Genomic DNA, 25,999 nt, shown 5'->3' with positions numbered 1-25,999 from the left:
CAAAAATAAATTATTGAGATATGAATTATGAGAAAAGTAGAAAAGCCAAAAAATATCAGTGAATTAATGCAGAAATATATAGCTCAATTTCATGAGGTAATGTCAGTTGAAATGCCTGAATCTGATGAAGCTTATATTCATTGGGATAAATTGCGTCGTTTATCTAAGGATACTGATCTTAATGAAAAAAGATGGCTCAAGCTCAAACTTGTTAGAGAGGGTTCTTCTCGCAGTGTAAGATTAAAAGATAAATCTGGATTAAATTTCAAGTTTAATATACCAAATAATTGCCACTCGTTACTCCATCAAATTGATGAATTAAGAGCTAGGTTATTAAATTTTTATATGGATAAAGCAAATAAGCATGAGTTTTGGTCCAGTTCTTTGAAATATGAAGAATCTATTTCCAGCTCGCAATTGGAAGGTGCAGCTACTACTAGAGCTGTTGCCTTACAAATGCTTGAAGAGGAAAGAGCTCCTCAAAGTAACGATGAAAAAATGATTTTGAATAATTACCTTTTAATGAAACAGGTAATTGAAAAAAAAGATTGTAAATTAGATATTGATTTAATTTTAAATTTTCATTTGATTGCAACTCAAGGTATAGATGATAGAAAAATATCTCCTGGAATGTTAAGAAATAAGGATGATGTCTATGTTAGTAATTATTACAATGAAATTTTACATCTACCTCCTTCACACCAAGATTTATCAGAAAGGTTACAGAAACTATGCGACTTTGCCAATTATGAGCATAAAGAAAAAGAATTTATTCATCCTATAATAAAAGCAATTATTTTGCATTTTATGTTAGGTTATGAACATCCCTTCTTTGATGGAAACGGTAGAACTGCAAGGGCATTATTTTATTGGTTCGTGATGAAAAATAATTACAATGAGTTTGAATATATTTCTATTAGTAAGCTCTTAAAAGAAGCACCTGCTAAATATGCAAGAGCTTATTTATATACAGAAACCGATGATAATGATTTAACTTATTTCATCGAACACCAATTGTATACAATAAAAAAATCGATTGAAGAACTATTTAAATTCCTTGATAGAAAACATAAAGAATTTACAGAGACATTAGCTTGGCTATCTAAGACATCGGTATATCACGATTTAAATTCAAAAGAAATTATTTTATTGAAAAAAGCTATTAAAAATCCAGGTAAAGTATTCACTGCAAAAGAAGTCAAAAATTCATTAGGAGTTACAGATAATACGGCAAGAAAATATTTAGAACATTTGTCAGACCACAAAATTTTATTGAAATCCACTTCGGATAGAACTTCTATTTACATTGCTAGGCAAGATATCGTTAATTTATTAAATCAAAGAAAATAATTTACTAAACAAATTTTTATACAAGCTGTGGCCTGTATGTAGTTTGTATGCCTTTGACACGCACGCGCTGTTTGTCTATCTAAACTAAAACCGCGTGCGCGTCTTTGACCACACCCTACTGTTACCGTAAACCGGATACTCGTATCCGACATTTGAGAAATCCTTTATCAGATTCAAAAATCCAACCTACTGCTTACATTATTAATGATACTAAAACCAAACCTACCCGATGCCTGTCTGAAACCTTTTTCAGACAGGCATTTCATATTCCATCCTATAAAACAAAACCGCATACGCTTAAGGGTTGAACAATGTTACAATACGCGGCTTTCATTTTTTAAAACTTAAGGAAAATAATGCTTTACGCGATCATAGCGGTGATTATCGGTTTGGTGCTGCTGGTTTGGAGCGCCGACCGTTTTATTGACGGTTCGGCGGCCACGGCGCGTCATTTTGGGATGTCGCCTTTGTTAATCGGCATGGTGATTGTGGGCTTCGGCACGTCGGCGCCGGAAATTGTGGTGTCGGTGATGTCGGCGCTCGACGGCAGCCCGGGCATTGCGCTGGGCAATGCTTATGGCTCGAATATTGCGAATATTGCACTGATTTTGGGGATTACGGCGCTGATCAGCCCGATTTTGGTGCAGCCGCAGATTGTGAAAAAGGAGATGCCGGTTTTGCTGGGCATCACGGCTTTGTCGGCTTTGCTGCTGCTGGATGGAAGATTAAGCGTGTGGAATGGTGCGGCTTTGCTGGTGATTTTGGTGGTTTATATGGCGCGCACGGTTTTGCAGAATCTGAAAGGTGCGGATAACTTGATTGAAGATATTTCGGTTGAATTGGAAAACACGCAAATGTCTTTAAGAAGGGGCTTGTTTTGGCTGGCTTTGGGCTTGCTGGTGTTGGTATTGAGCTCGCGCCTGCTGGTGTGGGGCGCGGTTACGGTGGCGCAAAGCTTGGGGGTGAGCGATTTGGTTATCGGCTTGACGGTGGTGGCCATCGGCACTTCCCTACCAGAGCTGGCTTCTTCTGTGGTGGCGGCGCGCAAGGGCGAGCATGATATTGCGCTGGGCAATGTGGTGGGGTCGAACTTGTTCAACACTTTGGCGGTGGTGGGTTTGGCGGCCATGATTTCGCCTATGGACGTGGCGCCGGAAATTCTGAATCGTGATATGGTGGTGATGCCGGCATTGACGGTGTTGCTGTTTGTGTTTTGCTTGGGCAAAGGCGGCTTCGGCAAAATCGGCCGCGCCAAAGGCTTGGTGCTGCTGGCGGCTTATATTGCTTACACGGTTTATTTGGTTATGGGCAGCTTTCCTGCTTCATAACATAACCATGCCTGTCTGAAAAAGGTTTTCAGACAGGCATTTGCTTTGGAACCTTTCCGCACACGAAGCCGGGCTTGGAGGCGCTGGCAAAATAAAAAGCCTTCACATAAAAAAGCCGAACCGTTCCGCAAGCGCAACACTGAGCTGCGCTGCTTGGAAAAAAACTGGAGTATGATGTATTTCCGCGATGAAAAAATGCGCCGCGCCAAGCAGTTGCGTTTGATTTATCCTTTCAACCGCGAAACATTCGATGCAGAATGGTTTGATTGATTTCGGGCAGCCTCAAGGCTGCCCGAAGTTTTATGCAGAAAGCTTGAATATGAATATATTGTTTGTTTGCAGCCGCAACCAATGGCGCAGCCCCACCGCAGAACATATGTTCCGCAACCGACAAAGCATTTCGGTTCGCTCGGCCGGCACCAGCCCCAATGCCAAACGCACCGTTTCCATCAAAGATATTTTGTGGGCAAACCAAATCATGGTGATGGAACACAAACATAAAAACCGCCTGCAAGCCATGTTTCCCCGCGCTTTACAGCACAAAACCATATTGGTGCTGGATATTCCTGACGATTACCAATATATGGATGAAGCGCTTGTCAACATTCTTGAGCAAAATGTTGCGCCACACCTGCCTTAAGCCTATTGGGTTTAAATATCATCAACCGTACCCATCTTTTCAGACAGGCATTTGTCTTTAACACCAAGCAATGCCTGTCTGAAAACCACACACAAAAGGAAACCCATGACCCTAAAATCCACTTACGACTACATCATCATCGGCGCGGGCAGTGCGGGCAATGTGCTGGCGGCGCGGCTGACGGAAGACGAAAATGTGTCGGTGCTGCTGCTGGAAGCCGGCCTGCCCGACTACCGTTTGGATTTCCGCACGCAGATGCCGGCGGCACTGGCGATGCCGCTGCAAGGCTTGACGTATAACTGGGGTTACAAAACCGACCCCGAGCCGTTTATGAACAACCGCCGTATGGATTGCGGGCGCGGTAAGGGTTTGGGCGGTTCTTCGCTGATTAACGGCATGTGCTATATCCGCGGCAATGCGCTGGATTTCGATCATTGGGCGAAAATCCCCGGCTTGGAAGATTGGACTTATCTCGACTGCCTGCCCTATTTCAAAAAGGCCGAACACCGCGATGCGGGCGAAAACGATTACCACGGCGGCAGCGGCCCGATTCATGTAACCACCGCCAAGCCGAATGTAAACCCGCTGTTTGAAGCCATGATTCAGGCAGGCGTAGATGCGGGCTATCCGCGCACCGACGATTTGAATGGCTATCAGCAGGAAGGCTTCGGCCCGATGGACAGGTTTGTGACGCCGCACGGCCGTCGTTCTTCCACCGCGCGCGGTTATTTGGATATGGCGAAACACCGCGAGCGGCTCACGATTCTGACCGGCGCGCTCACCGACACCATTTTGTTTGACGGCAAACGCGCGCGCGGTGTGCGTTTTACCCATCAAAACCAAACGCATAGCATTGAAGTGCGCCGCGAAGTGCTGCTGTGTGCGGGTGCGATTGCGTCGCCACAGATTCTGCAACGCAGCGGCGTCGGCCCGGGCGAATGGTTGCGCGAGGCGGGTGTGAGCGAGGTGTTGGATTTGCCGGGCGTGGGCAACAATCTGCAAGACCATCTCGAGCTTTATATGCAGTATGAGTGTAAAGAGCCGGTGTCGATTGCGCCGGCGACGAATTGGTGGAACAAGCCTGCCATCGGCGCGGAATGGCTGTTGATGGGCACGGGCTTGGGCGCGACCAATCATTTTGAAGGCGGCGGCTTTATCCGCTCGCATGAAAAGTTTGAATGGCCGAATATCCAATATCATTTCTTGCCGATTGCCGTGCGCTACGACGGCCGCAACGCCAGCAAGTCGCACAGCTTTCAGGCGCATGTCGGCTCCATGCGTTCGCCCAGCCGCGGTCGTATCAAGCTGAAATCGCGCAATCCGGCGGATCATCCGAGCATTTTGTTCAACTACATGAGCCACGAGCAGGATTGGGAAGAGTTCCGCGCCGCTATCCGCATCACGCGCGAAATCATGAACCAGCCGGCACTCGACCGCTACCGCGGCGCGGTGATCACGCCGTCTGAAAATATCCAAACCGACGAGCAGCTCGACGAATATGTGCGCCAACACGCCGAAACGGCTTACCATCCTTCATGCACCTGCGCGATGGGCGAGGGCAACGATGCGGTGGTGGACGGCGAAGGCCGCGTACACGGCATCGACGGCCTGCGCGTGGTGGATGCGTCGATTATGCCCAATATCATCACGGGCAATCTGAACGCCACCACCATTATGTTGGCAGAGAAAATCGCCGATAAAATCCGCGGCCACCAGCCATTACCGAAATCGACGGCGGATTATTATGTGGCCCACGGCGCGCCTGTTCGCGGTGAGCCGAAGCGTTCTTAATTAACAACTTACCAAGGAAAGAAGCAATGAAAACCAATCTGTTTTTAAGCCTTGCTTTAGCAACGTTTTTGCCTGTCTCGGCACAAGCAGCTAGCCCCACGCCGAGACAACTGCTGGGAAAATGGTCGTGTGTTACTGAATATCCTGAAATTGACGCTGTTACCCGTTATGTCAGTGTGTACAGCGCAAACGGCAGTGCCCGTACCCAAGGGCATTTTGAATTTAAATTTGCTAATCATGAGCTTCTTTACAGCACGAAATCACACGGCAAGTGGCAGCTTAACGATAATCTGCTGACTTTAACTTTAAAAGACGACAAACTCCAGCGTATTCATGGCAAGCAAACCAAGCAATTGATTCAACAAAATGAATCAATCCGCGATTATGAAGCATCAATATTTAGCATTTTGAGTAAACGCAAACCCAATGAACAATATTTTCTCCGTATTGATGAAATCACGCCCAAACGGATTGTGCAAACTCAATTGGACAGTGCAGAAACAGGTGCAGAAGAAATGGCAAAAAGCATTTGTACGCGCCTTTAATTAACCGCCACGTACATCAAAAGGAATGAAAACATGAACAGCCCGCCCTCTTCTGCTGCAGATAAAAACACAAATTTTCTGCTGAATAAAACCGTGTTTGCTGAGGCTTCTATCATCAGTATTTTGCTGATTGTGCTGACCACAGCATTCCCCGCTTTCAGTGAAAATATTTTAGGTAACTCGCTGCGCTGGGTATCCGACCATTTCGGCTGGTATTACATGCTGGTGGTGGCGGCGTATTCGATTTTTTCGCTGTTTGTCGGCATGTCGCGCTACGGTGATATCAAGCTCGGCAAAGATCAGGACAAACCCGATTTTCCTTTTCTGGCGTGGGCGGCGATGCTGTTTTCCGCCGGCATCGGCATTGATTTGCTGTTTTTCGGTGCGTCCGAACCGCTAACGCACTATCTCACGCCCAACGTCGGCGAAGGCGGCACGCCCGAAGCGGCACGCGCGGCTCTGGCGCAAACGTTTCTGCACTGGGGTTTGCACGGCTGGGGCATTTACGCCTTAATCGGCATGGCGTTGGCTTATTTTGCCTACCGTAAAAACATGCCGCTGGCGTTGCGCAGCGCGCTGGTGCCGGTGTTCGGCCAAAAACGCACCGACGGCTGGCTGGGCAACACGGTGGATACGTTCGGCGTGGTGTGTACGCTGTTGGGTATCGCCACCAGTTTGGGTATCGGCGTGTTGCAGGCCAATGCGGGCTTGAGCCATGTGTTCGGCATCGCAAGCAGCCAGTTTGTGCAGGCGGTAATCATCATTTCGGTGGTGGTGGTCGCCGGTTTGTCGGCCATGTCGGGTGTGGAACGCGGCGTGCGACGCCTGTCTGAAATCAATATGCTGGGCGCGACCTTTTTGCTGATTGCTTTGTTGGTGATGGGTTCGTCGGTATTTCTGCTGAACGCGCTCACTGAAAACATCGGCGATTATTTCCAAACCCTGCTCGGCAAAACGTTCCAAGTGTATGCCTACACCGGCGATAAAGGTGCGGAGTGGAAATCGGCTTGGACGATTTTCTTCTGGGCTTGGTGGGTGGCGTGGGCGCCGTTTGTCGGCCTGTTTATCGCCCGCATCTCGCGCGGCCGCACCTTGCGCGAATTTGTGTTCGGTGTGATGTTTATCCCGCTCGGTTTTATCTTTGCGTGGTTCTCGATTTTCGGCAACAGCGCAATCGAGCTGGTGAACAACGGCGCGGTCGAACTGGGCAAAACCGCCTTGGAAAATCCGGCAATGGGCATGTTTGCACTGTTTGAACATTATCCGCTCTCCTCGCTGTGGTCATTTTTGGCGGTGATTATCGGTTTGATTTTCTTCGTCACTTCCGCCGACTCGGGCGCGCTGGTGTTGGCCAATCTGAGTTCGCGCAATCTGGCTTCCGGCGCCGACGCGCCCATTTGGTTGCGTTTATTCTGGGCGGCGGCCACAGGTTTGGTTACGCTCGGTTTGCTGTTTGCCGGCGGCTTCAGCTCGCTGCAATCCGTGTCGGTGGTGGCCGGTTTGCCGTTTTCACTGATTTTGGTGGTGTACATGATTTCGATGTGGATCTGCCTGCGCCAGGAAGGCAATAAACGCAAAGCCACCCAAATCGACAAAGCCATGGTGCTCGACGACGGCCGCAACTGGCGCAACCGCCTGAGCCGTTTGGTGGATTTCCCCAATGCCAAAACCGCTTTGCGCTTTATGATGAAAGAACTTCAACCGGCCCTGCTCGAAGTGGCGCACGAATTGCAGGAAAAAGGCATCGAAAGCAAATTGTCGGAAGATAAAGAAAACCATGTGCTCAAGCTGGAAGTGCTGCACGGCGAAGAAGTGGATTTCCTCTACGAAGTGCGGCTGATTGAGGCCATCAAACCTGTGTTCGCTCTTGGCCAGGCCGGCAATATCGCACCGCAAAGCGAGCAGGAAAAATACTACCGCGCCGAAGTATTTTTGAGCGAAGGCAGCCAGGATTACGATATCGTCGGCTATACGAAAGAGCAGATTATTATCGATATTCTGAACCAATACGAACGGCACATGCAGTTTCTGCACTTTGAGCGTTGATCAATACGCATTTCAACAAATGCCTGTCTGAAAAAGCTTTCAGACAGGCATTGCAATACTCCGGTTTCACCCATTCCACCCTATCCGCATTCTCCGGCGGTCAAACATTAAAAACATTCATGTTGCCATGCAAAATAATCGTTTGCACCCTTTCCAAAAACCGTTCACTATACGACCATCACATCAAACATCCGAATTTCATTCAATATAGGAGTTGGACATGAACACATTTCATCTATCAGGCTACCCGCGCATCGGCGCGAAGCGCGAGCTGAAATTTGCCGTCGAAGCCTTTTGGAAAGGCGCGAAAAGCGAAGCCGAGCTGCAAGAAGTTGCCGCCGAAATCCGCCGTTTGAACTGGGCGACCCAAAAAGCCGCCGGTGCCGATTTGCTGCCTGTAGGCGATTTTTCTTTCTACGACCACGTTTTAGACCTGCTCTGCACTTTGGGCGCGATTCCGAAGCGTTTCGGTTTTGACGCAGCCAATCTGAGCCTGCCTGAATATTTCCAACTGGCGCGCGGCAATGCCACCCAGTTTGCGATGGAAATGACCAAATGGTTTGACACCAACTACCACTACATCGTACCCGAATGGCACGCCGACACCGAATTCAAGGTTAACGCGAAAAATCTGGTCGCCCAAATCAAAGAAGCCAAAGCTCAAGGCTACGATATCAAGCCTACTTTGGTCGGCCCCGTTACCCTGTTGTGGTTGGGTAAAGCCAAAGACGATAATTTCAAACGCATCAGCCTGTTGCCGAAACTGCTGCCCGCCTACGCACAATTGTTGCGCGAACTGGCTGCCGAAGGTGTGGATTGGATTCAAATCGACGAGCCGATCCTCTCCGCCGATGCCGACGCCAACTGGATTAAAGCCGTTGAAACCTCATACAAAGAATTTGCCAACACCGGCGTGCGCATCATCATCGGCACCTACTTCGCTACCGTAGCCGAGCATCTGAACCTGCTGAAAGCCTTGCCGGTACACGGCGTGCACATCGACTGCGTGCGCGCGCCTGAGCAACTCTCCATATTTGCCGACGCATGGCCGGAAAACAAAGTATTGTCTGTCGGCCTGATCGACGGCCGCAACGTATGGCGCGCCAACTTAAGCAAAGTGATTGACACTTTGGAGCCGGTAAAAGCCAAACTAGGCAACAACTTATGGATTGCACCTTCTTGCTCGCTGCTGCACAGCCCGCAAGATTTGGCCGTGGAAGAAAAACTGGACAGCGAAATCAAATCTTGGATGGCGTTTGCCGCACAAAAATTGGTTGAGCTGGGCGTAGTGAAGCAAGCCTTGGCACACGGCAAAGACAGCGTGAAAGACGCGATTGCCGCTTCCGATGCCGCTGCTGCCGACCGCGCTACCAACAAGAAAATCCACAACGATGCCGTAAAAGCGCGCGTCGCCAACCTGCCTAAAGGCGCGGATCAGCGCAAATCACCGTTTGCCGAGCGCATCAAAGCGCAACAGGCTTGGATGAACCTGCCTGTGTTGCCGACCACCACCATCGGTTCGTTCCCGCAAACCACCGAAATCCGCCAAGCCCGCGCCGCTTTCAAAAAAGGCGAATTGAGCGAAGCCGATTACGATGCGGCGATGAAAAAAGAAATCGCCTACTGCGTGGAAGTACAGGAAAAATTGGAGCTGGACGTGCCGGTACACGGCGAAGCCGAGCGTAACGACATGGTGGAATACTTCGGCGAGCAACTGGCCGGCTACTGCTTCACACAATTCGGTTGGGTACAAAGCTACGGCTCGCGCTGCGTGAAACCGCCCATCATCTTCGGCGACGTTTCCCGCCCGAACCCGATGACCGTTTACTGGTCTTCATACGCCCAAACCCTGACCAAACGCCCGATGAAAGGCATGCTCACCGGCCCGGTAACCATGTTCAAATGGTCGTTTGTGCGCGACGACATTCCGTTGAGCGAAGTGGCCAAACAAATCGCATTGGCTCTGAACGACGAAGTGTTGGATTTGGAAAAAGCCGGTATCAAAGTGATCCAAATCGACGAGCCTGCTATCCGCGAAGCCATGCCGCTGAAAAAAGCACAATGGGACGAATACCTCGCTTGGGCTTGCGAAGCCTTCCGCTTGTCCTCAACCGGTGCGGAAGACAGCACCCAAATCCACACCCATATGTGCTACTCCGAGTTTAACGACATCCTGCCCGCTATCGCTTCTATGGATGCCGACGTGATTACCATTGAAACTTCACGCTCCGACATGGAATTGCTGACTGCGTTCGGCGACTTCAAATACCCGAACGACATCGGTCCGGGCGTGTACGACATCCACAGCCCGCGCGTTCCGCAAGCCAAAGAAATCGAACACTTGCTGCGCAAAGCCATGGATGTGGTGCCGGTGGAACGCTTGTGGGTCAACCCCGACTGCGGCCTGAAAACCCGCGGCTGGAAAGAAACCATCGAGCAGCTGGAAGTGATGATGGAAGTAACCAAAAAACTGCGTAGCGAGTTAGCTGCCAAATAAAGCCAAGTCTGTGAAATAGAGAAGTAATGCCTGTCTGAAAAGTTTTCAGACAGGCATTTTTAGTGGAATAATCAAAAATGAATGCGCTTAAATTGTTTGGTTTCTTTACTACGTCCGCTTTGTCCGCCGGCGCCGCCGAACGGAGCGGGATTTTCGGGGGAGCAAGGCCGCTCCCGGAGCGAAGCGACTAGCGGCCGCCCCGAAAATTCCGCGCAGTGAGGGCAGTTTGCGCAGCAAACCGGCAACCGCGGTCGCCTTTCTTTGCTTACTTTCTTTGGCGAAGCAAAGAAAGTAAGTGGCCGCGCGGCCATGAAGCGCAATCTTCAACAACGAGAATATTATAGTCAATCAACTTAAAACCGAAGTATGACGAACATACTATTTTTAAGTTGGTTAGTCATAAAAAATGCCTGTCTGAAAACCTTTCAGACAGGCATTTCACAATCACAATCAAGCCTTAAACACGGCGCCAATCAAGGCGGCGGTTATCAAAACGAAGGAAGGGATCACGGTTAGCAGAAAACCGATCGCACGGGTTTGCGGGTCGGCCGTGTAAGCACGCCAGTAAACAAAACGACCCACCAGATACACCACGCCAATCAAGGCGATGATGCCTTCAGACCAATAAACAGCGGCGATAAACAGCGCGGGCAGAAACACAACCAGCTGCTCCAGCGTGTTTTGCTGGATACGCAGGGCGCGTTCGAAATGCTCGTTGCCCGAAACGGCGGGGGCGTGGATACCATATTTGGATCTGGCACGGCCCACCATAAAGCCGAAGAAAAAATACTGAATCAGCGCAAGCAAGGCGACGATGTGGATAAAGTTCATAGCGCTCCTCCTGATGGGTTGACATAGGTTTTTTCAGACAGGCCTGTCTGAAAATATTTACTGCTTGAAACTTTGATGGCAGGCTTTGCAGCTTTGGCCGACTTTATCAAACGCGGTTTTAACTGCATCATAGTTGCCGCTTTTCGCAGCTTTATCCAAAGCAGCGGCGGCAGTATTGAAACGCTTGATTGCCGCTTGGAATTCCTGCGGTTTGCGCCATACATCGGCGGAGGCGTCGGAACCTGCGCCGTCGCTGCCGGCATTGTAATGTTGCCACGGTTCGCCCGCGGTTTCGTTCAACTGCGCTGCCAAAGCGGCAAAAGAATCGGCAGGAAAAGAGGCGGCATTGTGTTTTTTCAGGATGTCGCCCATTTTTTTATTCAGGCCGCGCCATTCTTTCATATATTGCTGGCGAGCTTTGATGTCGCCCGCATCGGCGTGTGCCAAACCTGCAATCAGGCAGAAACATAATGTGGTTAGGAAAGGTTTTTTCATGGTGTGTCCTTTTATTTTGTTGTTGATAGCTTGTTGAAGCATACGGCAAGTCAAACCCAGCGTCTAGCTGTCGGGTTGAAACTTGGAAACGGAATACAGTAAATTAACCTGAAAATCGTACACTTACACCATTTGAAACCTTTACTACGGCCATGAAGCGCAACCTTAAAACCACATGAAGCAGAAATTGAGATAAAAGGTATGCTGCCATCCCTGTTTTTAAAACGGGAATGCCCGTCTGAAAACTTTTTCAGACAGGCATTCTTTACAGCTACACCCTAGCAGCACAATCTCAACGCTTATTATGTTGCTGCATATAATCTACCCAAAACTCGGCATTCTCAATCCCTGCTTCCCGCGGGTCGAATACCGGATCGAGGCCGACTTTTTTCTGGCGGTCGTAATCACGCAGCGCACGCAGGGCGGGTTTGCTCAGGAACACGATGGCAATCAAGTTGAGGTAACACATGCTGCCGAAGCCGATGTCGCCCAAGCCCCACATCAGGCCGGCGGACTGCACGCTGCCTGAAAACACCACCACTAAAAACACCACCCGCAAAATCATGCTGAGGATCGGATATTTCAGCTTTTGATCGAGATAAAGCAGCGCGGTTTCGGCGATATAGTAATAAGCCAGCAGGCAGGTGAAGGCAAAGAAGAAGATGCCCACAGCCACAAATGCGCCGCCGAAATCGCCGAACACCGTGCCCAACGCCGCCTGCGTGTAAGCCGAGCCTGCGGCCACGCCGGGGATGTTTTCGACCAGCGGTGTTTCCATGCCGGGCGGGTGCACGTTATACATGCCGGTAATCAGAATCATGATGGCGGTTGAGGTACAGACAATCACAGTGTCGATATACACCGAAAAGCCCTGTACCAAACCTTGTTTCACAGGGTGGCTCACTTCGGCTGCGGCCGAGCTGAAGGTTGCCTCGCCCGCACCGGCCACGTTGGAGAACACGGCGCGGCGCACGCCCCAGGAAATGGCGGTGCCGACAATGCCGCCGAATACCGCGTCGGTGCCGAACGCGCTGCCGATAATCAGGCTTAAGGTTTCGGGAATTTTCGCGGCATGGGTAACCAACACAATCAGCATCAGGCCGACATAGCCTAAAGCCATCAACGGGATGATGCGGTCGGCCGCGCGGGCGATGCGTTTGGTACCGCCGAAAATCAGGAACGCCAGCATCGCGGAAACCGCCGTGCCGGTGATCCATGCAGACAGGCCGAAGGCGTTGTCAAACGAAGTGGCGATGGTATTGGCTTGAATGCCCGGCACCAACACACCGTAGCTCAAGAAGATGACCACGGCCACCAACACGGCAAAGGCTTTCAGCTTCAAGCCCTTCTCAATGTAGTAAGGCGAGCCGCCGCGGTATTCCGTGCCGACTTTGGTTTTGTAAACCTGCGCCAAAGTCGATTCCACAAACGCGCTCGCGCCGCCCAACAGCGCCATCACCACCATCCAAAACACGGCGCCCGGGCCGCCCGCTGCGATGGCGGTCGCCACGCCGGCGATGTTGCCGACACCGATGCGCCCCGACAGCGACATACAGAATGCCTGAAACGACGAAATGCCCGCACCGGATTCCTGCTTCTCTTTCAACAAGCGGATCATTTCCGGCAGATAGCGGAACTGCACGCCTTTGGTTGCGATGGTGAAATACAGGCCCACGGCCAAAGCCAGATATACCAAGCCGTTGCCCCAAATATAGTCCACCAGCGTATTGACGATTTTTTCCATCTCTTTCTCCTTTGTGGTTATGTGCGGTTATCGGAGGCCGTCTGAAAAAACACTTTGGGCTTCGCAGAAACCTACGGGTTTCAGACGGCCTGAGTTTTGTTTTTTGTTATTCCACAAACCAAATGGTTTTTGCTTGAGTGTACTGTTCAAACGCTTCCACGCCTTTATCGCGGCCGCCGAAGCCCGACTGCTTGTAGCCGCCGAACGGCGTAGCGATGCTGCCTTCCGAGAAGCCGTTTACCGATACCGTGCCTGCCTGAATTTTGCGTGCAACGCGGTGGGCGCGGCTCACGTTGGAGGTGTAGAACGAAGCGGCCAGGCCGTAATCGGATTGGTTGGCCAAACGAACGGCTTCTTCTTCGCTGCCAAACGTGGTTACCGCCAGCACCGGGCCGAAAATTTCTTCTTTAAACACGGTCATATCCGCGGTAACGCCGTCGATAATCGCCGGTTCGAAATACCAGCCTTCGCCGGTTTTGCCGCCGGTGAGCAGTTTGCCGCCCTCTTTCAGCGCAGTATCGAAATAGCGGCACACTTTATCGAAATGCGCCTCTTCCACCAGCGGGCCGAGGTTGGTTTCAGACAGGCGTGGGTCGCCGACTTTCCAGTCTTGCTTGAGGCCGTCTGAAAGTTTGGCCAGCAAGGTGTCTTTGATGCTTTCTTCCACAATCAGACGCGAACCGCAGCTGCAGTTTTCACCCATATTCCAGAATGCGGCAGCCAAAATCGACGGCACGGCTTTGTCTAAATCCGCATCGGCAAACACGATTTGGGGGCTTTTACCGCCGCATTCCAACACGATTTCTTTCAGGTTGCTTTGCGCCGAATACTCCAAGAAATAGCGGCCGACTTCGGTGGATCCGGTAAAGGCCACCATGTCCACATCTTTATGCATACCCAAAGCCTTGCCGACCGTTTCGCCCAAGCCGCACACCAGCGTCAGCGCCGCTTCGGGCACACCCGCTTCATGCGCCAGCTGCACCATGCGGTAAGCGCTCAATGAAGTCAGCTCGGCCGGTTTCACAATCACCGAATTGCCTGCCGCCAAAGCGGGCGCCACTTTCCACGCGAACATCTGCGCGGGGAAGTTCCACGGCAACACCACGCCCACCACGCCGACCGGCTCGTGCACAATCAAGCCCAGCGCGTCGTTGCCGGTGGGGGCGACGCGGCCGAAGGCTTTATCGACATATTCGGCGTAGAAATAAAAGGTTTCGATGGTGGCGGGCATATCGGTGTTGATGCACTCGCTGATGGGCTTGCCCGCGTCGATACAGTCCAGCGCGGCCAGCTCTTCGGCGTGTTCTTCAATCAGTTGCGCCCAACGCAGCAGCACGGCGCGTTTTTCAGACGGGCTTTTGTCTGCCCAGAGGCCGTCTGAAAACGCGGCACGCGCAGCGCGCACGGCTGCATCCATGTCTTGCCCGCTGCCGTCGGCGATGTAGCCGATGAGGGAATTGTCGATGGGTGTGCGGTTTTCCAGCTTCTTGCCCGAATCAGCGTGGTTCGGAATCAAATGCCCCGCCCACAGGCTGCCTGCTTTGGCGGCTTCGAAGATTTGTTCAACGGTTTTCATCTACACTCCTTTTCGTTCGGAAACCTCTCTCAAGAAAGGTTGGATATTTTTGAACACACTTATAGTGAATCAACTTAAACATAGTACGCTCGTCATACTCGGGCTTGACCCGAGTATCTATAGCTCCGGTAAATTCAGGAGATACTCGGGTCAAGCCTGAGTATGACGAACTGTAACAAGGCAAGCGGTTCGAAACTTATTTCAACAAAGCCGTAAATTCGGCGGCTTCTTGTGCGGTCAGATTGTGCAGCGGCAGGCGCACTTTGCCGGCGGGTTTGGTGCCGTTTAAGCAGCCGATTTTGGCTTTTTGGTTGTAGTCGCCCGATTCCATCGAATGCAGGGCGGGATAGAGGTCGGTGAGAATCTGGCGCGCTTTGTCCCAATCTTTGGCTTGAGCGGCGTTAAACAGGGCAACCTGCTCGCCCGGGAACACGTTGGCCGCGCCGGCAATCCAGCTTTTCACGCCCCAGAAGAAGAAATCCAAAGGCTGGTCGTCGCAGCCGCACACCACTTGGAAATTATCGAATTTGGCCTGAATCATACGCAGCGCGTTGGAAAAATTGCCGGTGCTTTCTTTGATGCCGACAATGTTGGGATGTTTGGCCAAATGCGCCACGGTGTCGAATTCGAGTTCTACACCGATGCGCGCGGGGAAATTGTAGAGAATAATCGGCAAATCGGTTTTGGAAGCCACATATTCAAAGTGCTCGATGATGCCTTGTTGCGACGGCAGGCTGTATGGCGGCGCCGACAGCATCAGGCCGTCGAATCCCAGCTCTTTGGCGCGGATAGCGCGTTGTGCGGCCACTTCGCTCGACATATCGCTGACACCCGCAATCAGCGTGCAGCGGCCGGCGGCGGCTTTCACAATGGTGTTCAGCACGGTTTCGCGCTCGGCTTCCGACAAAGCGTAATACTCGCCCGTAGTGCCGCAAGCCACAATGCCGCGCACGCCTTTGGCGATAAACGCATCCACCAATTCGGCCAGCAAAGCGGTATCGACCTGATTGTCGGCGGTAAACGGGGTCACGATGGGAACTAAAATACCTTCGATGTTCATGATGCTTCTCCTCTTGAGATAAATAGTGAATCAACTTAAAAAACTACATCCGTCATACTCGGACTTTCTAGCTGCCGAAACGGTTAAAACGGTAAGGGCTCAAATCAATTAAAGGCTGTTCGCCGAAATACAGGGCTTTTACCAATTGCGCGGTCAACGGTGCTTGGGTCAGCCCCAAATGCTGGTGCCCGAATGCCAGCAAAATGTTCTCTTTGCGGTCGATTACCGGCAGAGAATCGGCAATCGACGGGCGGAAACCCATCCACGGCACGGCGCCTTGGCGGTTCAGACGGCCTTTGAGCATCGGCTCTGCCAAGCGGAACAGTTGCTCCGCCCGTTCCATATTCGGCGGCGCGTCCAGCCCGGCGAACTCCACCGTTCCGGCCAAGCGCAAGCCCGCGTTCATGGGCGTCATGATGAATTTGCGCTCGAAGCTGCTTACCGGCACGTTCAAAATATCTCGGCTTTGCGGCAGCATCAGGTGGTAGCCGCGTTCGGTGTCAAGCGGAATATCGGCGCCGCACAGCTTTTTCAGCCACGGCTTGGAAAACGCGCCGGCGGCAATTACCACCCGTTTGGCGTCAAACGCCTTGCCGCCGCCGATAATGCGGAACAGGCCGTCTGAAAACAATTGGATGTCGGAAACGTCGGTATGTTCACTTACCGTGCCGCCCGCCTGTATGAATGCGCTCTGCAAGTCGGCCGCCATGCCCGCCAAATCGACCACATGGCCGGTATCGGGATAAAACAGCGCGCCGCACTGTGTATCGGCCAGTGCCGGTTCGCGCTCGTGCAGGCGGGCATGGTCGAGCCATTCGTTGGCCACGCCCAATTCATTCAACGCCCTGCCGTGTTTCTGCAACGCCGCCTGCCCGCTTTCGGTTTCGCACACCAGCAGCGAGCCTTCGATGCGGATATGCCGTTCTACGCCCCATTCGCGCGCAAACGCCTGCCATGCCGGTAAAGCGCGGCTGTTGAGCGCCATCAGGGCGCGGTGGCTGCGTTGGAAGCGTTCGGGCGTGAGGTTACGCAGCAGGCTGAACAGCCACGGCGTGATTTTGGGCAGATATTTCCAGTCCAGCCGCAACGGGCCGAGCGGGTCGAGCAGCATTTTCGGCAGCTGCTTGAGCACGTCGGGCGATGCAATCGGAAACACTTGCTCGGTAGCGATATGCCCGGCATTGCCGTAAGACGCGCCGCCGCACACGGTATCGCGCTCCAGCAGCAGCACGCTTTCGCCGCAGCGCTGCAATTCCAGCGCAATGCTCAAACCGACGATGCCGCCGCCGACCACGGCTGCAGAAAAAACCCGCCCGCTCATGATGTTTCGATTCCGTAGCGGAACGGATCGTCCGCGTTCACAAAAATCTCCGCCGCGGCATGAATGTGCGCCCCGCCTTTGATGGTAGGCACTATCATGCCGTCTGAAAGCAGTTCGTAAGACGCGGCAAAGCGGCTGCCGATCACGCTTTCCTGTATCCATTCTTTTTCAGACGGCCACACGCCGTCGGCAGCCAAGCAGGCCATTTTCGCGCTGGTGCCCGTGCCGCAGGGCGAGCGGTCGTAGGCTTTGCCCGGGCAGAGTACGAAGCTGCGGCTGTCGGCCGTGTCGGTTTTGCCGAAAAGCTCGATATGGTCGATTTCCTGCCCGTCTTTGCCGGTGATGCCCTGCTCGTTCAGCGCAGTGCGGATGCGCCATGAAACGTCGGTGAGCTGCTCCAGATTGTCGGGGGCGATGGTGCAGCCGTGGTCGTTAACCAAGAAAAACCAGTTGCCGCCCCACGCAATATCGCCCGTGATGCTGCCTATGCCGGGTACATTGAGCGGCACGTCTTTGCGGTAGCGGTAGGCCGGCACGTTGCGCACGCTGACCGAACCGTCTTCATGCAGCGTGCAGCGCACATTGCCGACAGGCGTTTCGATGGTGTGCGTGCCGACATCAATGCGTTTGAGATGTTGCAGCGTTTTAATCAGGCCGATGGTGCCGTGGCCGCACATGCCCAAATAGCCGCTGTTGTTGAAGAAAATCACGCCGGCGGCAGAAGCGGGGTCTTGCGGCTTGCACAACAAGGCCCCCACCAAAACGTCCGAACCGCGCGGCTCCAAAATCAGCGCGCGGCGCAAATGGTCGAAACGTTCGGCAAAATCGGCGCACTGCTCCTGCAAGCTGCTGCCGGAAAGCTCGGGAAACCCGCCGTACACCACGCGGGTCGGCTCGCCGCCGGTATGGGAATCAATCACGGAAAAAGTGTATTCGGTATGCGGCATGGCAAAATCCTATCGCTAAACAAACTTCCGCTAACCTTACAAAACCGCCGCTGCCGCCGTCTTGATGAATTTCCCGATTTTTTTGCAGAAATGGGCATACTGAGGCGCACTCAAAACAGAAATGCCTGTCTGAAAAACATTTTTCAGACAGGCATTTCTATACTTCCGACGTTATCTCGATTTCTTAAATTCAGACGGCGATAAGCCCACCAGCGCCTTAAATTGCCGCGTAAACGCGCTGTGGTCGGAATAGCCGCAACGGGCGGAAATTTCCGTTACCGACAAGCCCGTTTCCAGCATCGCCATCGCCGCTTCAATGCGCACTTTTTGAATGTATTGCGAAGGCGTGATGTGGAAAATCTTTTTGAAATACCGCTCGATTTGGGCGGTGGAAAGGCGGGAAACGGCTTCCAAGTCTTTCATTTTGATGCTTTGGTCGAAATGGCCGGCGATGTATTTTTCAATCAGCGCGATTTTTTTGTTCAGCTCGGGGCGGTTGCTGTCGTTGGTTTCCACGTCCACCGACACACCAAGCATCGCGATAATCTCGCCCTGCGGATTGCGCACGGGCATTTTATGCGTGATACACCAGCCCAATTCGCCCGAAGCATAAGTATGCAGCTCCAGCTTGTTGCTGATGGTTTTGCCCTCACTCAACACTTCCCTGTCCTGCTGCGTGTAATGCTGCCCCCACTCCGATTGAAACAAATCTTCCGACGTTTTACCAATCAAAGCCGCCATATCGGGCAGTTGCAGCCGTTGCAGCAGCGTATCGTTGGCAAAAGCATACTCCGCCCGCGTGTTTTTCACGAAAAACACCGTGCTGGGCAGCACCTGCAACACAGGTGCAAACATGTTCAGGCTGCGGATTAAATCGTCTAAATGCTGCGGCTGAACCGAGGGAGGGAAAAAAACCGGAGGCATGGCGGAAATTGAATATTTTTAGTCGGAAGCGGCGGGCTTTTACACATTAAAAATGGAACACCTTCGCTATTTTTTGTGTTCCATTGAAGAATACGCCAAGTCAAACCCAACGTCCAGCCATTGGTTTTCAGACAGGCATTGCTTACGGCTATAAAATTCCAAGCCGTCTCTTTCAGTCAAGACGCAGCAACACCGTAGCACAAAGTAACTTGATTGGTCATATATGCAACTGAATCTTTAAAATAAACACAGACCCGGAATCATCGAGTCTGTGTTCGCATCAAACCTCTCATTTACAAATAAATACTTACTTGCCTTGGGTAGCTTCCTTAGCGGCATTAACAGCATCTTTGGCAGCATCTTTCGCTTTATGCGCAGCTTCTTTGGTTGCTTGCGCAGCATCGTGAACTGCTTCTTTAGTTGCCTGAGTGGCATCGTGAGCTGCCTCTTTGGTTGCCTGAGTGGCATCGTGGGCTGCTTCTTTGGTTGCTTGTGCGGCTTCTTTGGCCATATCTTTGGCTTCGGTTGCCGCCTCTTTAGCCGCTGCACTCGCTTCCGCACCCGCTTCTTTTGCATTGTGTACTGCTGAATCAACGGCAGATGCAGCTTGATCTTTAGCACCTTTCACATCTTCTTTAACCGCCTGTGCAGCTTCTTTGGTTTCCTGTTTGGTCTCTTGCGAGCAAGCACCTAGCGCAGCAACAGCCATTGCGATAGCTAAAAATTTTTTCATATCTGATCCTCTCGTAAATTAGATTATCAGCTTGATTTAAATCAAGCCTCATAAAATCATAACATATTTCAACCCATTTCAAGGAAAACAACAGTGGCGGGCTAAACCTTCATATAACCATACAATAATCGAAGCACTAAGCTAACCGGCTTTATCCCGCCCTATTGTTCGATGCCTGTTTCAATCGCTTAGCTGCATTTCACAGCAATCGATCAAAACAAACCCGGCAGCCAATGATACAGCGCCACCAGCAAGGAGAACGTCCATTTCGCCAGCATCACAATACCCACCAGCAACAACACAATTCCCACCGCCGCCATCGCCGCCTGGCGGTTTACCCGGCTGACTACTGCCTTATCCCCCGACGCAAAACCTTCAATCAAAGCCAGATTGCGTTTGTAGGATTTATTCACAAAGTCCAACACCTCGCCCAGAAACGGAATCAGGCCGATGAGGATATCCAGCAGGCTGTTGAACAAAATGACCAGCGTTAGCCGCGCCGAACGCAGCTTTACCGCAGACAAATACAAAAACACTGCATGAAAACTCTGCGACAAGATATCGCCGACCACCGGCACCAAACCGATCACGCCGTCGAGGTAGTTATCATCAAGCCAATAGCTGATTTTTTTTGCCGAGTGATAGCTGCGGCTTTGCTGGAGCGAATGCAGCCTTTTCGGATGATTCATAGTTATCCCTTATTTGATGTTTTATAAAAAATGAGTAAGCAACGTATCGCAACTGCGCATCATAGCAAAAGGCCGTCTAAAAACTTATGGCAAAGATTCAGACGGCCTGTGTTTGAGATGGGGCGGTTTGAGAATGGATTTTAGATATGGTTATCCGTATTGTGGACGCAGTTGAAGTTGCGATAATCTCAAAAACTCAACGTGAATGCCTGTCTGAAAACAAGCAATGCTGCGGGTTTCCGAGAAGCTAAAAACTGCAGACGGCCTCAAAATACCGATTGATAATCCCCCAATTCCACTAACACTGATTTGGTTTGCGTATAGTGCATCAGCGTTTGGATGCCGTTTTCGCGGCCGATGCCGGATTGTTTGTAGCCGCCCACGGGCATTTGTGCGGGCGATTCGCCCCAAGCGTTAACCCAACAGATGCCCGCCTGAAGCTGGCCGATGATGCGGTGAGCGCGTTTCACGTCGGGTGTCACCACGCCTGCGGCCAAGCCGTATTCGGTGTTGTTGGCGCGCACGATCACTTCCGGCTCGGTGGTGTAGGCCAAAATGCTCATCACGGGGCCGAAGATTTCTTCGCGGCAGATGGCCATTTCGTCGGTGCAGTCGGTGAACACGGTGGGGGCAACGTAAGCGCCGTTTGCCATGCCGTTTTCTTTCAGACGGCCTCCGCCCGCTAAAAGACGCGCGCCTTCGGCTTTGCCTTTTTCAATATAGACCAACACTTTTTCCATATGCGGGAAGCTCGCCAACGGGCCGAAGTTCACGTTTTCGTCGAGCGGGTCGCCGGCACGGATGCGGGCAACGCGTTCCAGCACTTTGGCTTCAAACGCTTCTTTTTTGTTCACAGGCACAAACACGCGCGTGCCGTTGGTACAAACTTGGCCGGAGCTGTAAAAATTGGCCATCAGCGCAATATCGGCGGCCAGATTTAAATCGGCATCGTCGCAGATAATCAGTGGCGATTTGCCGCCCAGCTCCATCGTAACTTCTTTCAGCGAAGACGCGGCGGCCTGCGACATCACTTTTTTGCCTGTTGCCACGCCGCCGGTAAACGATACTTTGGCAATCTGCGGATGGATGCTCAACGCCTCGCCCACGCGCCAGTCGCCTTGAACGACGTTGAACACGCCATCGGGCAGCCCCGCTTCGGTGAAGATTTCCGCCAATTTCAGCGCGCCGGTGGGCGTAACTTCGCTGGGTTTGAAAATCATGGCATTACCCGCCGCCAATGCAGGCGCGGCTTTCCACATGGCAATCTGAATCGGATAGTTCCACGCGCCTATGCCCGCCACCACGCCCAACGGCTCTTGGCGGGTGTAGGCAAACGCGGTGTCGCGCAGCGGAATCTGGCGTCCTTCGACGGCTTGCGCCAAACCTGCATAATATTCAATCACATCCGCGCCGGTAACGATATCGACATACAAGGTTTCAGACAGGGGTTTGCCGGTATCCAAGGTTTCGATGCGCGCCAATTCGTCGTTGCGTTCGCGCAAAATGGCTACGGCTTTGAGCAGGATGCGGCTGCGTTCTACAGCCGTCATCGCCGCCCAGATTTTCTGGCCCGCTATGGCCGTCTGAACGGCGGTTTCGATTTCCGACGGGCTGCTTTGCTGCACCACTGCGAGCACTTCGCCATTGGCCGGATTGATATTCTCAAAAGTTTCGGCCTGTGAATCGGCGGCGGCATAGGCGCCGTTGATGTATGCGGTTAATGTTTGCATGGGTACTCCTTTTTTATTTATATGTGGCATTGCCCGTTGATTGAGCCTTGCCGCTTTGATTAATTGTGTTGAACAGCTGCCAGGCAGCTATAAAGACATTTAAACTTGAAATGCTCGGAAATACGGAGTATTTCAGGCAAATAGATATGTGAAAAGCTTACAATCGGTAAAACTTATCGTGAATATTCGGTTTCCGGCCATATTTGGCTTTTTACCATAACATATTTAAAAAAAGATGTCATGGCGCGGGGATTAGAATAATGCCTGTCTGAAAAATGTTTTCAGACAGGCATTGTGTCACTTACAAAGTAAAAAGATTAACCGGTAAACAATTCAATCGGCACTTTTTTATCTATCCACAAAGTATTGTCAAGATATTTATAGGCACGGTAATTCACACCTTCTTTTTCGGTAGTATCTTCGGTTTTCTGCCAATTGCCGTTCAACACCACTTTATTATTTTCCGCACCACGCACCCAAACATTCAGGTTTTTCCGCTCTTGCAGCGCCTGCTCCTGCAATAAATACAGGCTCTCGGTGCCGTTATCTTGAAGATTGAACGCTTCGCCATCCTGAATCAGCGACCAATCCATATAGCTCTGCTTGAGCGAGTTGCCTGAAAGCACGGCCAAATTCTGCATCAGTTTATCTCCGGAATCGGCTTCGGCATGGGTTTTGCGGATGATTGATTCCAACAAACCGGCCGTGTATTTCTGGATGGTCTTGCTGCTCATCGAACCGGCATTTTCGCCCCAAATGGCAAGCGCGGCTCCCATGATTTTATCGGTGTTTTTAACCGCATTCTGCTGGTTTTCTCCATCCCATACACCAAGGCTCCAACGGTTGATGATATCGCGCGTGGCAAAATCGCTGTTGTAGGAAGTGCCCCACTCCTGCTTAGGGTTGACATACAAATAATAAGAATTGTAGTTCAACACATTAAAGCCCTTTTCAATCAGATCGGGCATGCTGGCGCGGATTTTGCGGCGCTCTTGAGAAGCTTGTTTGTTTTGCACATCGCCATCATAGCTCCAATAAGTGACTTGAATTTCAGGGTTAAGCTTATCTACCGTGGCTTTAATGATGCCGTCGTTCCATATGCGGGTGGTTAGACCTTTTTGCTTGAGAAAAGACGATAAATCATTGGCATATGCAATAAATTCATGATTGCTGTCAACGCTGTAACCGAATTCGTCGCCGCCAATGTGGAAGTGGCGGCTGCTGTCGCCAAACGCATCGGCAACTTCACCAATCAGCGATTTCATAAACGCAATGCTTTCCGGACTGGTGATGTTGATTTCTTCGTCGGAATACTTGGATTTAATTTTGTTAACAAAATCTTTACCACGATGCGCTTCCAGCAAAGTGAAAATCGTGGTCATGTGGTTGGGGCTGTCCACTTCGGGAATCAGCTCGATATTTTTTGATTTCGCATACGCTTTGATTTCTTCAAGCTGCTCGAAACTTAAGAAAGGTTTGCCCGTTACAGGGTTGATATACACGCCGTCGGCATTGCGCGTAGCGTCTGCTGCACGCTGGTTTAAGATATGGCTTTCCAGCGCGTAGTTTTCGTGATCTGAAAAATGCAGATGCAGGAAATTGCCTCCGGATTTGGCGATAGTATCGATAAAGTCTTTGATGACATTGGTCGGGTAGAAATGGCGGGCCGTGTCCAGCATCAGGCCGCCTTGTTTGGGCGCCACGCTTTGTGCAGCTGCATTCATAAGGATTTTTTCCGGATCGGTTGAAGCTTGTGAAAAACCAACTGTACCGGCTGCCGCCAGTATCAGCAGCAACGACAACGCGCGCTTGAGGCGGAGCAATTTGAAAGTGTTTTTACTCATAATATGTGTTGTGTTGTACTCGGTTTATTGGCATATTCAGAGATTATACCAATTGCATATTAAATTATGCCAATATTTACTAAAATTGTGACAGATATTTCCTTGAATGTGAAAGATACGGTATAAACGGCATATCACTGTGCAACATTTCATTTCACCCACGGCCGCAAACCGGGTACGCTAGCAATTCAGCCGCCATTTCACTCTATCAAAACACCATACGCATTTTTCTATTTTATATCAAACAAATAAAACCATGCCTGTCTGAAAACATTTTCAGACAGGCATGGTGCGATTATAGCATATTACGCTGTTTGCGATTCAAACCTGCGCGCAGCCTCATCCCAATTTACAACATGCCAATATGCCTTTACATAATCGGGCCGGCGGTTTTGATATTTCAAATAATAGGCATGCTCCCACACATCCAAACCGATAATCGGATAACCTTTGCAACCGGCAACGGCTTCGCCCATCAGCGGGGAATCCTGATTGGCGGTAGACACCACTTTCAAACGCCCCTCATCCAGTACCAGCCATGCCCAGCCTGAGCCGAAACGGCTAGCCGCCGCTTTTTCAAATTCGGCTTGGAAATTTTCTACCGAACCGAAATCGCGCTCAATTGCTGCTTTCAATTTGCCTGTCAACTGAGTGCCCTGTTTCAAATTTTTCCAGAAAAAAGCATGGTTGGCATGTCCGCCTGCGTTATTGCGCAACACGGTTTGCTTGTCGGCAGGCAATTCGCTTAACCGTGCAATCAATTCTTCCACCGGCAAACCGGTAAATTGGGGCAGGTTTTCCAATGCAACATTGGCATTGTTCACATAAGCCTGATGATGTTTGGTGTGGTGGATATTCATGGTCATTTCATCGAAATACGGTTCCAGTGCATCGTAAGCATAACCGAGTTCGGGTAAGGTATAAGCCATAATTTTCCTCTCTCTAAAATATCAGTAAACAACGTTTGATATATGATAATAATTATTATTTATATATAATGCAAGATATTGTGATGCCTGTCTGAAAATATTCAGACAGGCATCTATAGGGCTGGGAAACACCTATTTCATTCAAAGCGGCGGGCCAATGCTGAGGGATATCAAATTTTTTAGTTATATATTTGTGAGAAGCTGTAAACTTGTGTCAGAATACACGCAATTCATTACATTAATTTTCTGTTTCCATTTTCATAAAGTAGTCTAGGTTTGCCGGCAAACCCCAATCACAAAGGAGCTTCTATGAAACCATCTTTCCCTACACTTTTGACACTCGGCGCGGTTTTGGCTTTGTCTGCATGCGCAGGGCAGAATAAGCCTGAAAGCCAAAAGCCTGAAACCCGGCCTTCCGAAGTACAAAGCACGCCCAAAACTTCCGGCGCATGCCGCAGCATTGGCGAAGGCCGTAAAATCAACAACAAAGGCAAAAACGAAGCTTATATGTGCTCTGCTTCTGCTGCGCTTAATTCCAAAGAAGCCCATGAAGTGCTTAATCCGGCGATTAAAGTCAGCTACGGCAGCACCGGCAACCAAACCTTGGTATCACGCCAAGTGGCCAACGCAGTAAGAAAAACACCCGATGAAACCTGCCAACGCGCATTCTTGAGTGCGGTCAAACGTTTCCAATCCAGCGCGGTTAAACAAAATGCCAAATCCGTGCGCTTAGTAAGCTATTTCGACAAGCAAACCAAAGGCGGCAGCGAATACGAATGCCATATCGGCACTTGGAACAGCCGCGTGGTACTTAAAGGCAGCCTCCATTAAGTTTGGCTCAGCCGCTCAAGCCGTTTGACGCAATGGGTTCAAACGGCTTTATCTTTCTTAAAGCTATTGCTGCAAAACTGAATACTCGGTATAAGCGACGAACCACGTTGTAAAACATTAAGTTTTTCGGCCATACATTTGATTTACG

22 protein-coding genes are annotated in these 25,999 nt (G+C 50.9%); 9 read left to right on the top strand and 13 right to left on the bottom strand.

What is annotated here, in order from left to right; all coding sequences use genetic code 11:
- Positions 1-27: 27 nt before the first annotated feature.
- From AKG09_RS04565 to metE, 8 genes are all read left to right on the top strand, one after another.
- Positions 28-1,350: a Fic family protein gene (locus tag AKG09_RS04565; protein ID WP_054618287.1), complete on the top strand. Its 1,323-nt coding sequence runs from the start codon at positions 28-30 to the stop codon at positions 1,348-1,350.
- A 356-nt stretch (positions 1,351-1,706) separates the two neighbouring features.
- Positions 1,707-2,678 (top strand): calcium/sodium antiporter, encoded by a 972-nt coding sequence (locus AKG09_RS04560; protein WP_054618286.1) that lies wholly within the window; start codon positions 1,707-1,709, stop codon positions 2,676-2,678.
- A 45-nt stretch (positions 2,679-2,723) separates the two neighbouring features.
- A complete protein-coding gene (locus AKG09_RS04555; RefSeq protein WP_054618285.1) occupies positions 2,724-2,948 on the top strand; it encodes a hypothetical protein in 225 nt (74 codons plus the stop codon).
- Complete coding sequence (locus AKG09_RS04550) at positions 2,929-3,318, top strand: low molecular weight protein tyrosine phosphatase family protein (protein WP_369814080.1); 390 nt, start codon at positions 2,929-2,931, stop codon at positions 3,316-3,318. Before AKG09_RS04555 ends, AKG09_RS04550 begins: the two co-directional genes overlap by 20 nt.
- Before the next feature lie 105 nt (positions 3,319-3,423).
- On the top strand, positions 3,424-5,109 hold the full coding sequence (gene betA, locus AKG09_RS04545; protein WP_054618284.1) for a choline dehydrogenase: 1,686 nt from the start codon (positions 3,424-3,426) through the stop codon (positions 5,107-5,109).
- Positions 5,110-5,135: 26 nt separating this feature from the next.
- A complete protein-coding gene (locus AKG09_RS04540) occupies positions 5,136-5,654 on the top strand; it encodes a hypothetical protein (RefSeq protein ID WP_054618283.1) in 519 nt (172 codons plus the stop codon).
- A 33-nt stretch (positions 5,655-5,687) separates the two neighbouring features.
- Entirely contained in the window at positions 5,688-7,700 is a 2,013-nt protein-coding gene (betT, locus tag AKG09_RS04535; RefSeq protein WP_054618282.1) for a choline BCCT transporter BetT, read from the top strand.
- Positions 7,701-7,920: 220 nt separating this feature from the next.
- Complete coding sequence (gene metE, locus AKG09_RS04530) at positions 7,921-10,197, top strand: 5-methyltetrahydropteroyltriglutamate--homocysteine S-methyltransferase (RefSeq protein ID WP_054618281.1); 2,277 nt, start codon at positions 7,921-7,923, stop codon at positions 10,195-10,197.
- A 450-nt stretch (positions 10,198-10,647) separates the two neighbouring features.
- Here metE and AKG09_RS04525 read toward each other — a convergent pair whose 3' ends face one another.
- The 13 genes from AKG09_RS04525 to sodA all read right to left on the bottom strand — a co-directional run bounded on the left by AKG09_RS04525 (position 10,648) and on the right by sodA (position 25,020).
- Positions 10,648-11,028, bottom strand: a complete 381-nt coding sequence (locus AKG09_RS04525; protein WP_054618280.1) for an MAPEG family protein — start codon at positions 11,026-11,028, stop codon at positions 10,648-10,650.
- Positions 11,029-11,085: 57 nt separating this feature from the next.
- Positions 11,086-11,523 (bottom strand): cytochrome c, encoded by a 438-nt coding sequence (locus AKG09_RS04520; RefSeq protein WP_054618279.1) that lies wholly within the window; start codon positions 11,521-11,523, stop codon positions 11,086-11,088.
- A 292-nt stretch (positions 11,524-11,815) separates the two neighbouring features.
- On the bottom strand, positions 11,816-13,267 hold the full coding sequence (locus AKG09_RS04515) for a sodium:alanine symporter family protein (RefSeq protein WP_054618278.1): 1,452 nt from the start codon (positions 13,265-13,267) through the stop codon (positions 11,816-11,818).
- 106 nt (positions 13,268-13,373) lie between these two features.
- Positions 13,374-14,843, bottom strand: coding sequence for an aldehyde dehydrogenase (locus tag AKG09_RS04510; RefSeq protein ID WP_054618277.1), 1,470 nt, complete (start codon positions 14,841-14,843; stop codon positions 13,374-13,376).
- A gap of 196 nt (positions 14,844-15,039) precedes the next feature.
- Positions 15,040-15,903, bottom strand: a complete 864-nt coding sequence (gene dapA / locus AKG09_RS04505) for a 4-hydroxy-tetrahydrodipicolinate synthase (RefSeq protein WP_054618276.1) — start codon at positions 15,901-15,903, stop codon at positions 15,040-15,042.
- 67 nt (positions 15,904-15,970) lie between these two features.
- Positions 15,971-17,224, bottom strand: a complete 1,254-nt coding sequence (locus AKG09_RS04500) for an FAD-binding oxidoreductase (protein ID WP_054618275.1) — start codon at positions 17,222-17,224, stop codon at positions 15,971-15,973.
- Positions 17,221-18,171: a 4-hydroxyproline epimerase gene (locus tag AKG09_RS04495; RefSeq protein ID WP_054618274.1), complete on the bottom strand. Its 951-nt coding sequence runs from the start codon at positions 18,169-18,171 to the stop codon at positions 17,221-17,223. The genes AKG09_RS04500 and AKG09_RS04495 overlap by 4 nt, the downstream gene beginning before the upstream one ends.
- A 171-nt stretch (positions 18,172-18,342) precedes the next feature.
- Complete coding sequence (locus AKG09_RS04490) at positions 18,343-19,095, bottom strand: AraC family transcriptional regulator (RefSeq protein WP_054618273.1); 753 nt, start codon at positions 19,093-19,095, stop codon at positions 18,343-18,345.
- 307 nt (positions 19,096-19,402) lie between these two features.
- Positions 19,403-19,828 carry a hypothetical protein gene (locus tag AKG09_RS04485; RefSeq protein WP_054618272.1) on the bottom strand — a complete coding sequence of 142 codons (426 nt, stop codon included), beginning with the start codon at positions 19,826-19,828 and terminating at the stop codon, positions 19,403-19,405.
- Positions 19,829-20,040: 212 nt separating this feature from the next.
- A complete protein-coding gene (locus AKG09_RS04480) occupies positions 20,041-20,517 on the bottom strand; it encodes a DUF4112 domain-containing protein (protein ID WP_054618271.1) in 477 nt (158 codons plus the stop codon).
- 266 nt (positions 20,518-20,783) lie between these two features.
- A complete protein-coding gene (gene betB, locus AKG09_RS04475) occupies positions 20,784-22,247 on the bottom strand; it encodes a betaine-aldehyde dehydrogenase (RefSeq protein WP_054618270.1) in 1,464 nt (487 codons plus the stop codon).
- A gap of 317 nt (positions 22,248-22,564) precedes the next feature.
- Positions 22,565-24,091: a family 20 glycosylhydrolase gene (locus AKG09_RS04470; RefSeq protein WP_054618269.1), complete on the bottom strand. Its 1,527-nt coding sequence runs from the start codon at positions 24,089-24,091 to the stop codon at positions 22,565-22,567.
- A gap of 305 nt (positions 24,092-24,396) precedes the next feature.
- A complete protein-coding gene (gene sodA, locus AKG09_RS04465) occupies positions 24,397-25,020 on the bottom strand; it encodes a superoxide dismutase [Mn] (RefSeq protein WP_054618268.1) in 624 nt (207 codons plus the stop codon).
- Between the two features lie 309 nt (positions 25,021-25,329).
- Here sodA and AKG09_RS04460 point away from each other — a divergent pair, with 309 nt between their 5' ends.
- A complete protein-coding gene (locus AKG09_RS04460; protein WP_231623899.1) occupies positions 25,330-25,851 on the top strand; it encodes a hypothetical protein in 522 nt (173 codons plus the stop codon).
- Positions 25,852-25,999 lie beyond the last annotated feature (148 nt).

It is taken from the genome of Neisseria sp. 83E34 (assembly GCF_001308015.1).
GTDB lineage: Bacteria > Pseudomonadota > Gammaproteobacteria > Burkholderiales > Neisseriaceae > Neisseria.
This window is presented reverse-complemented; position numbering and strand designations above follow the sequence as displayed.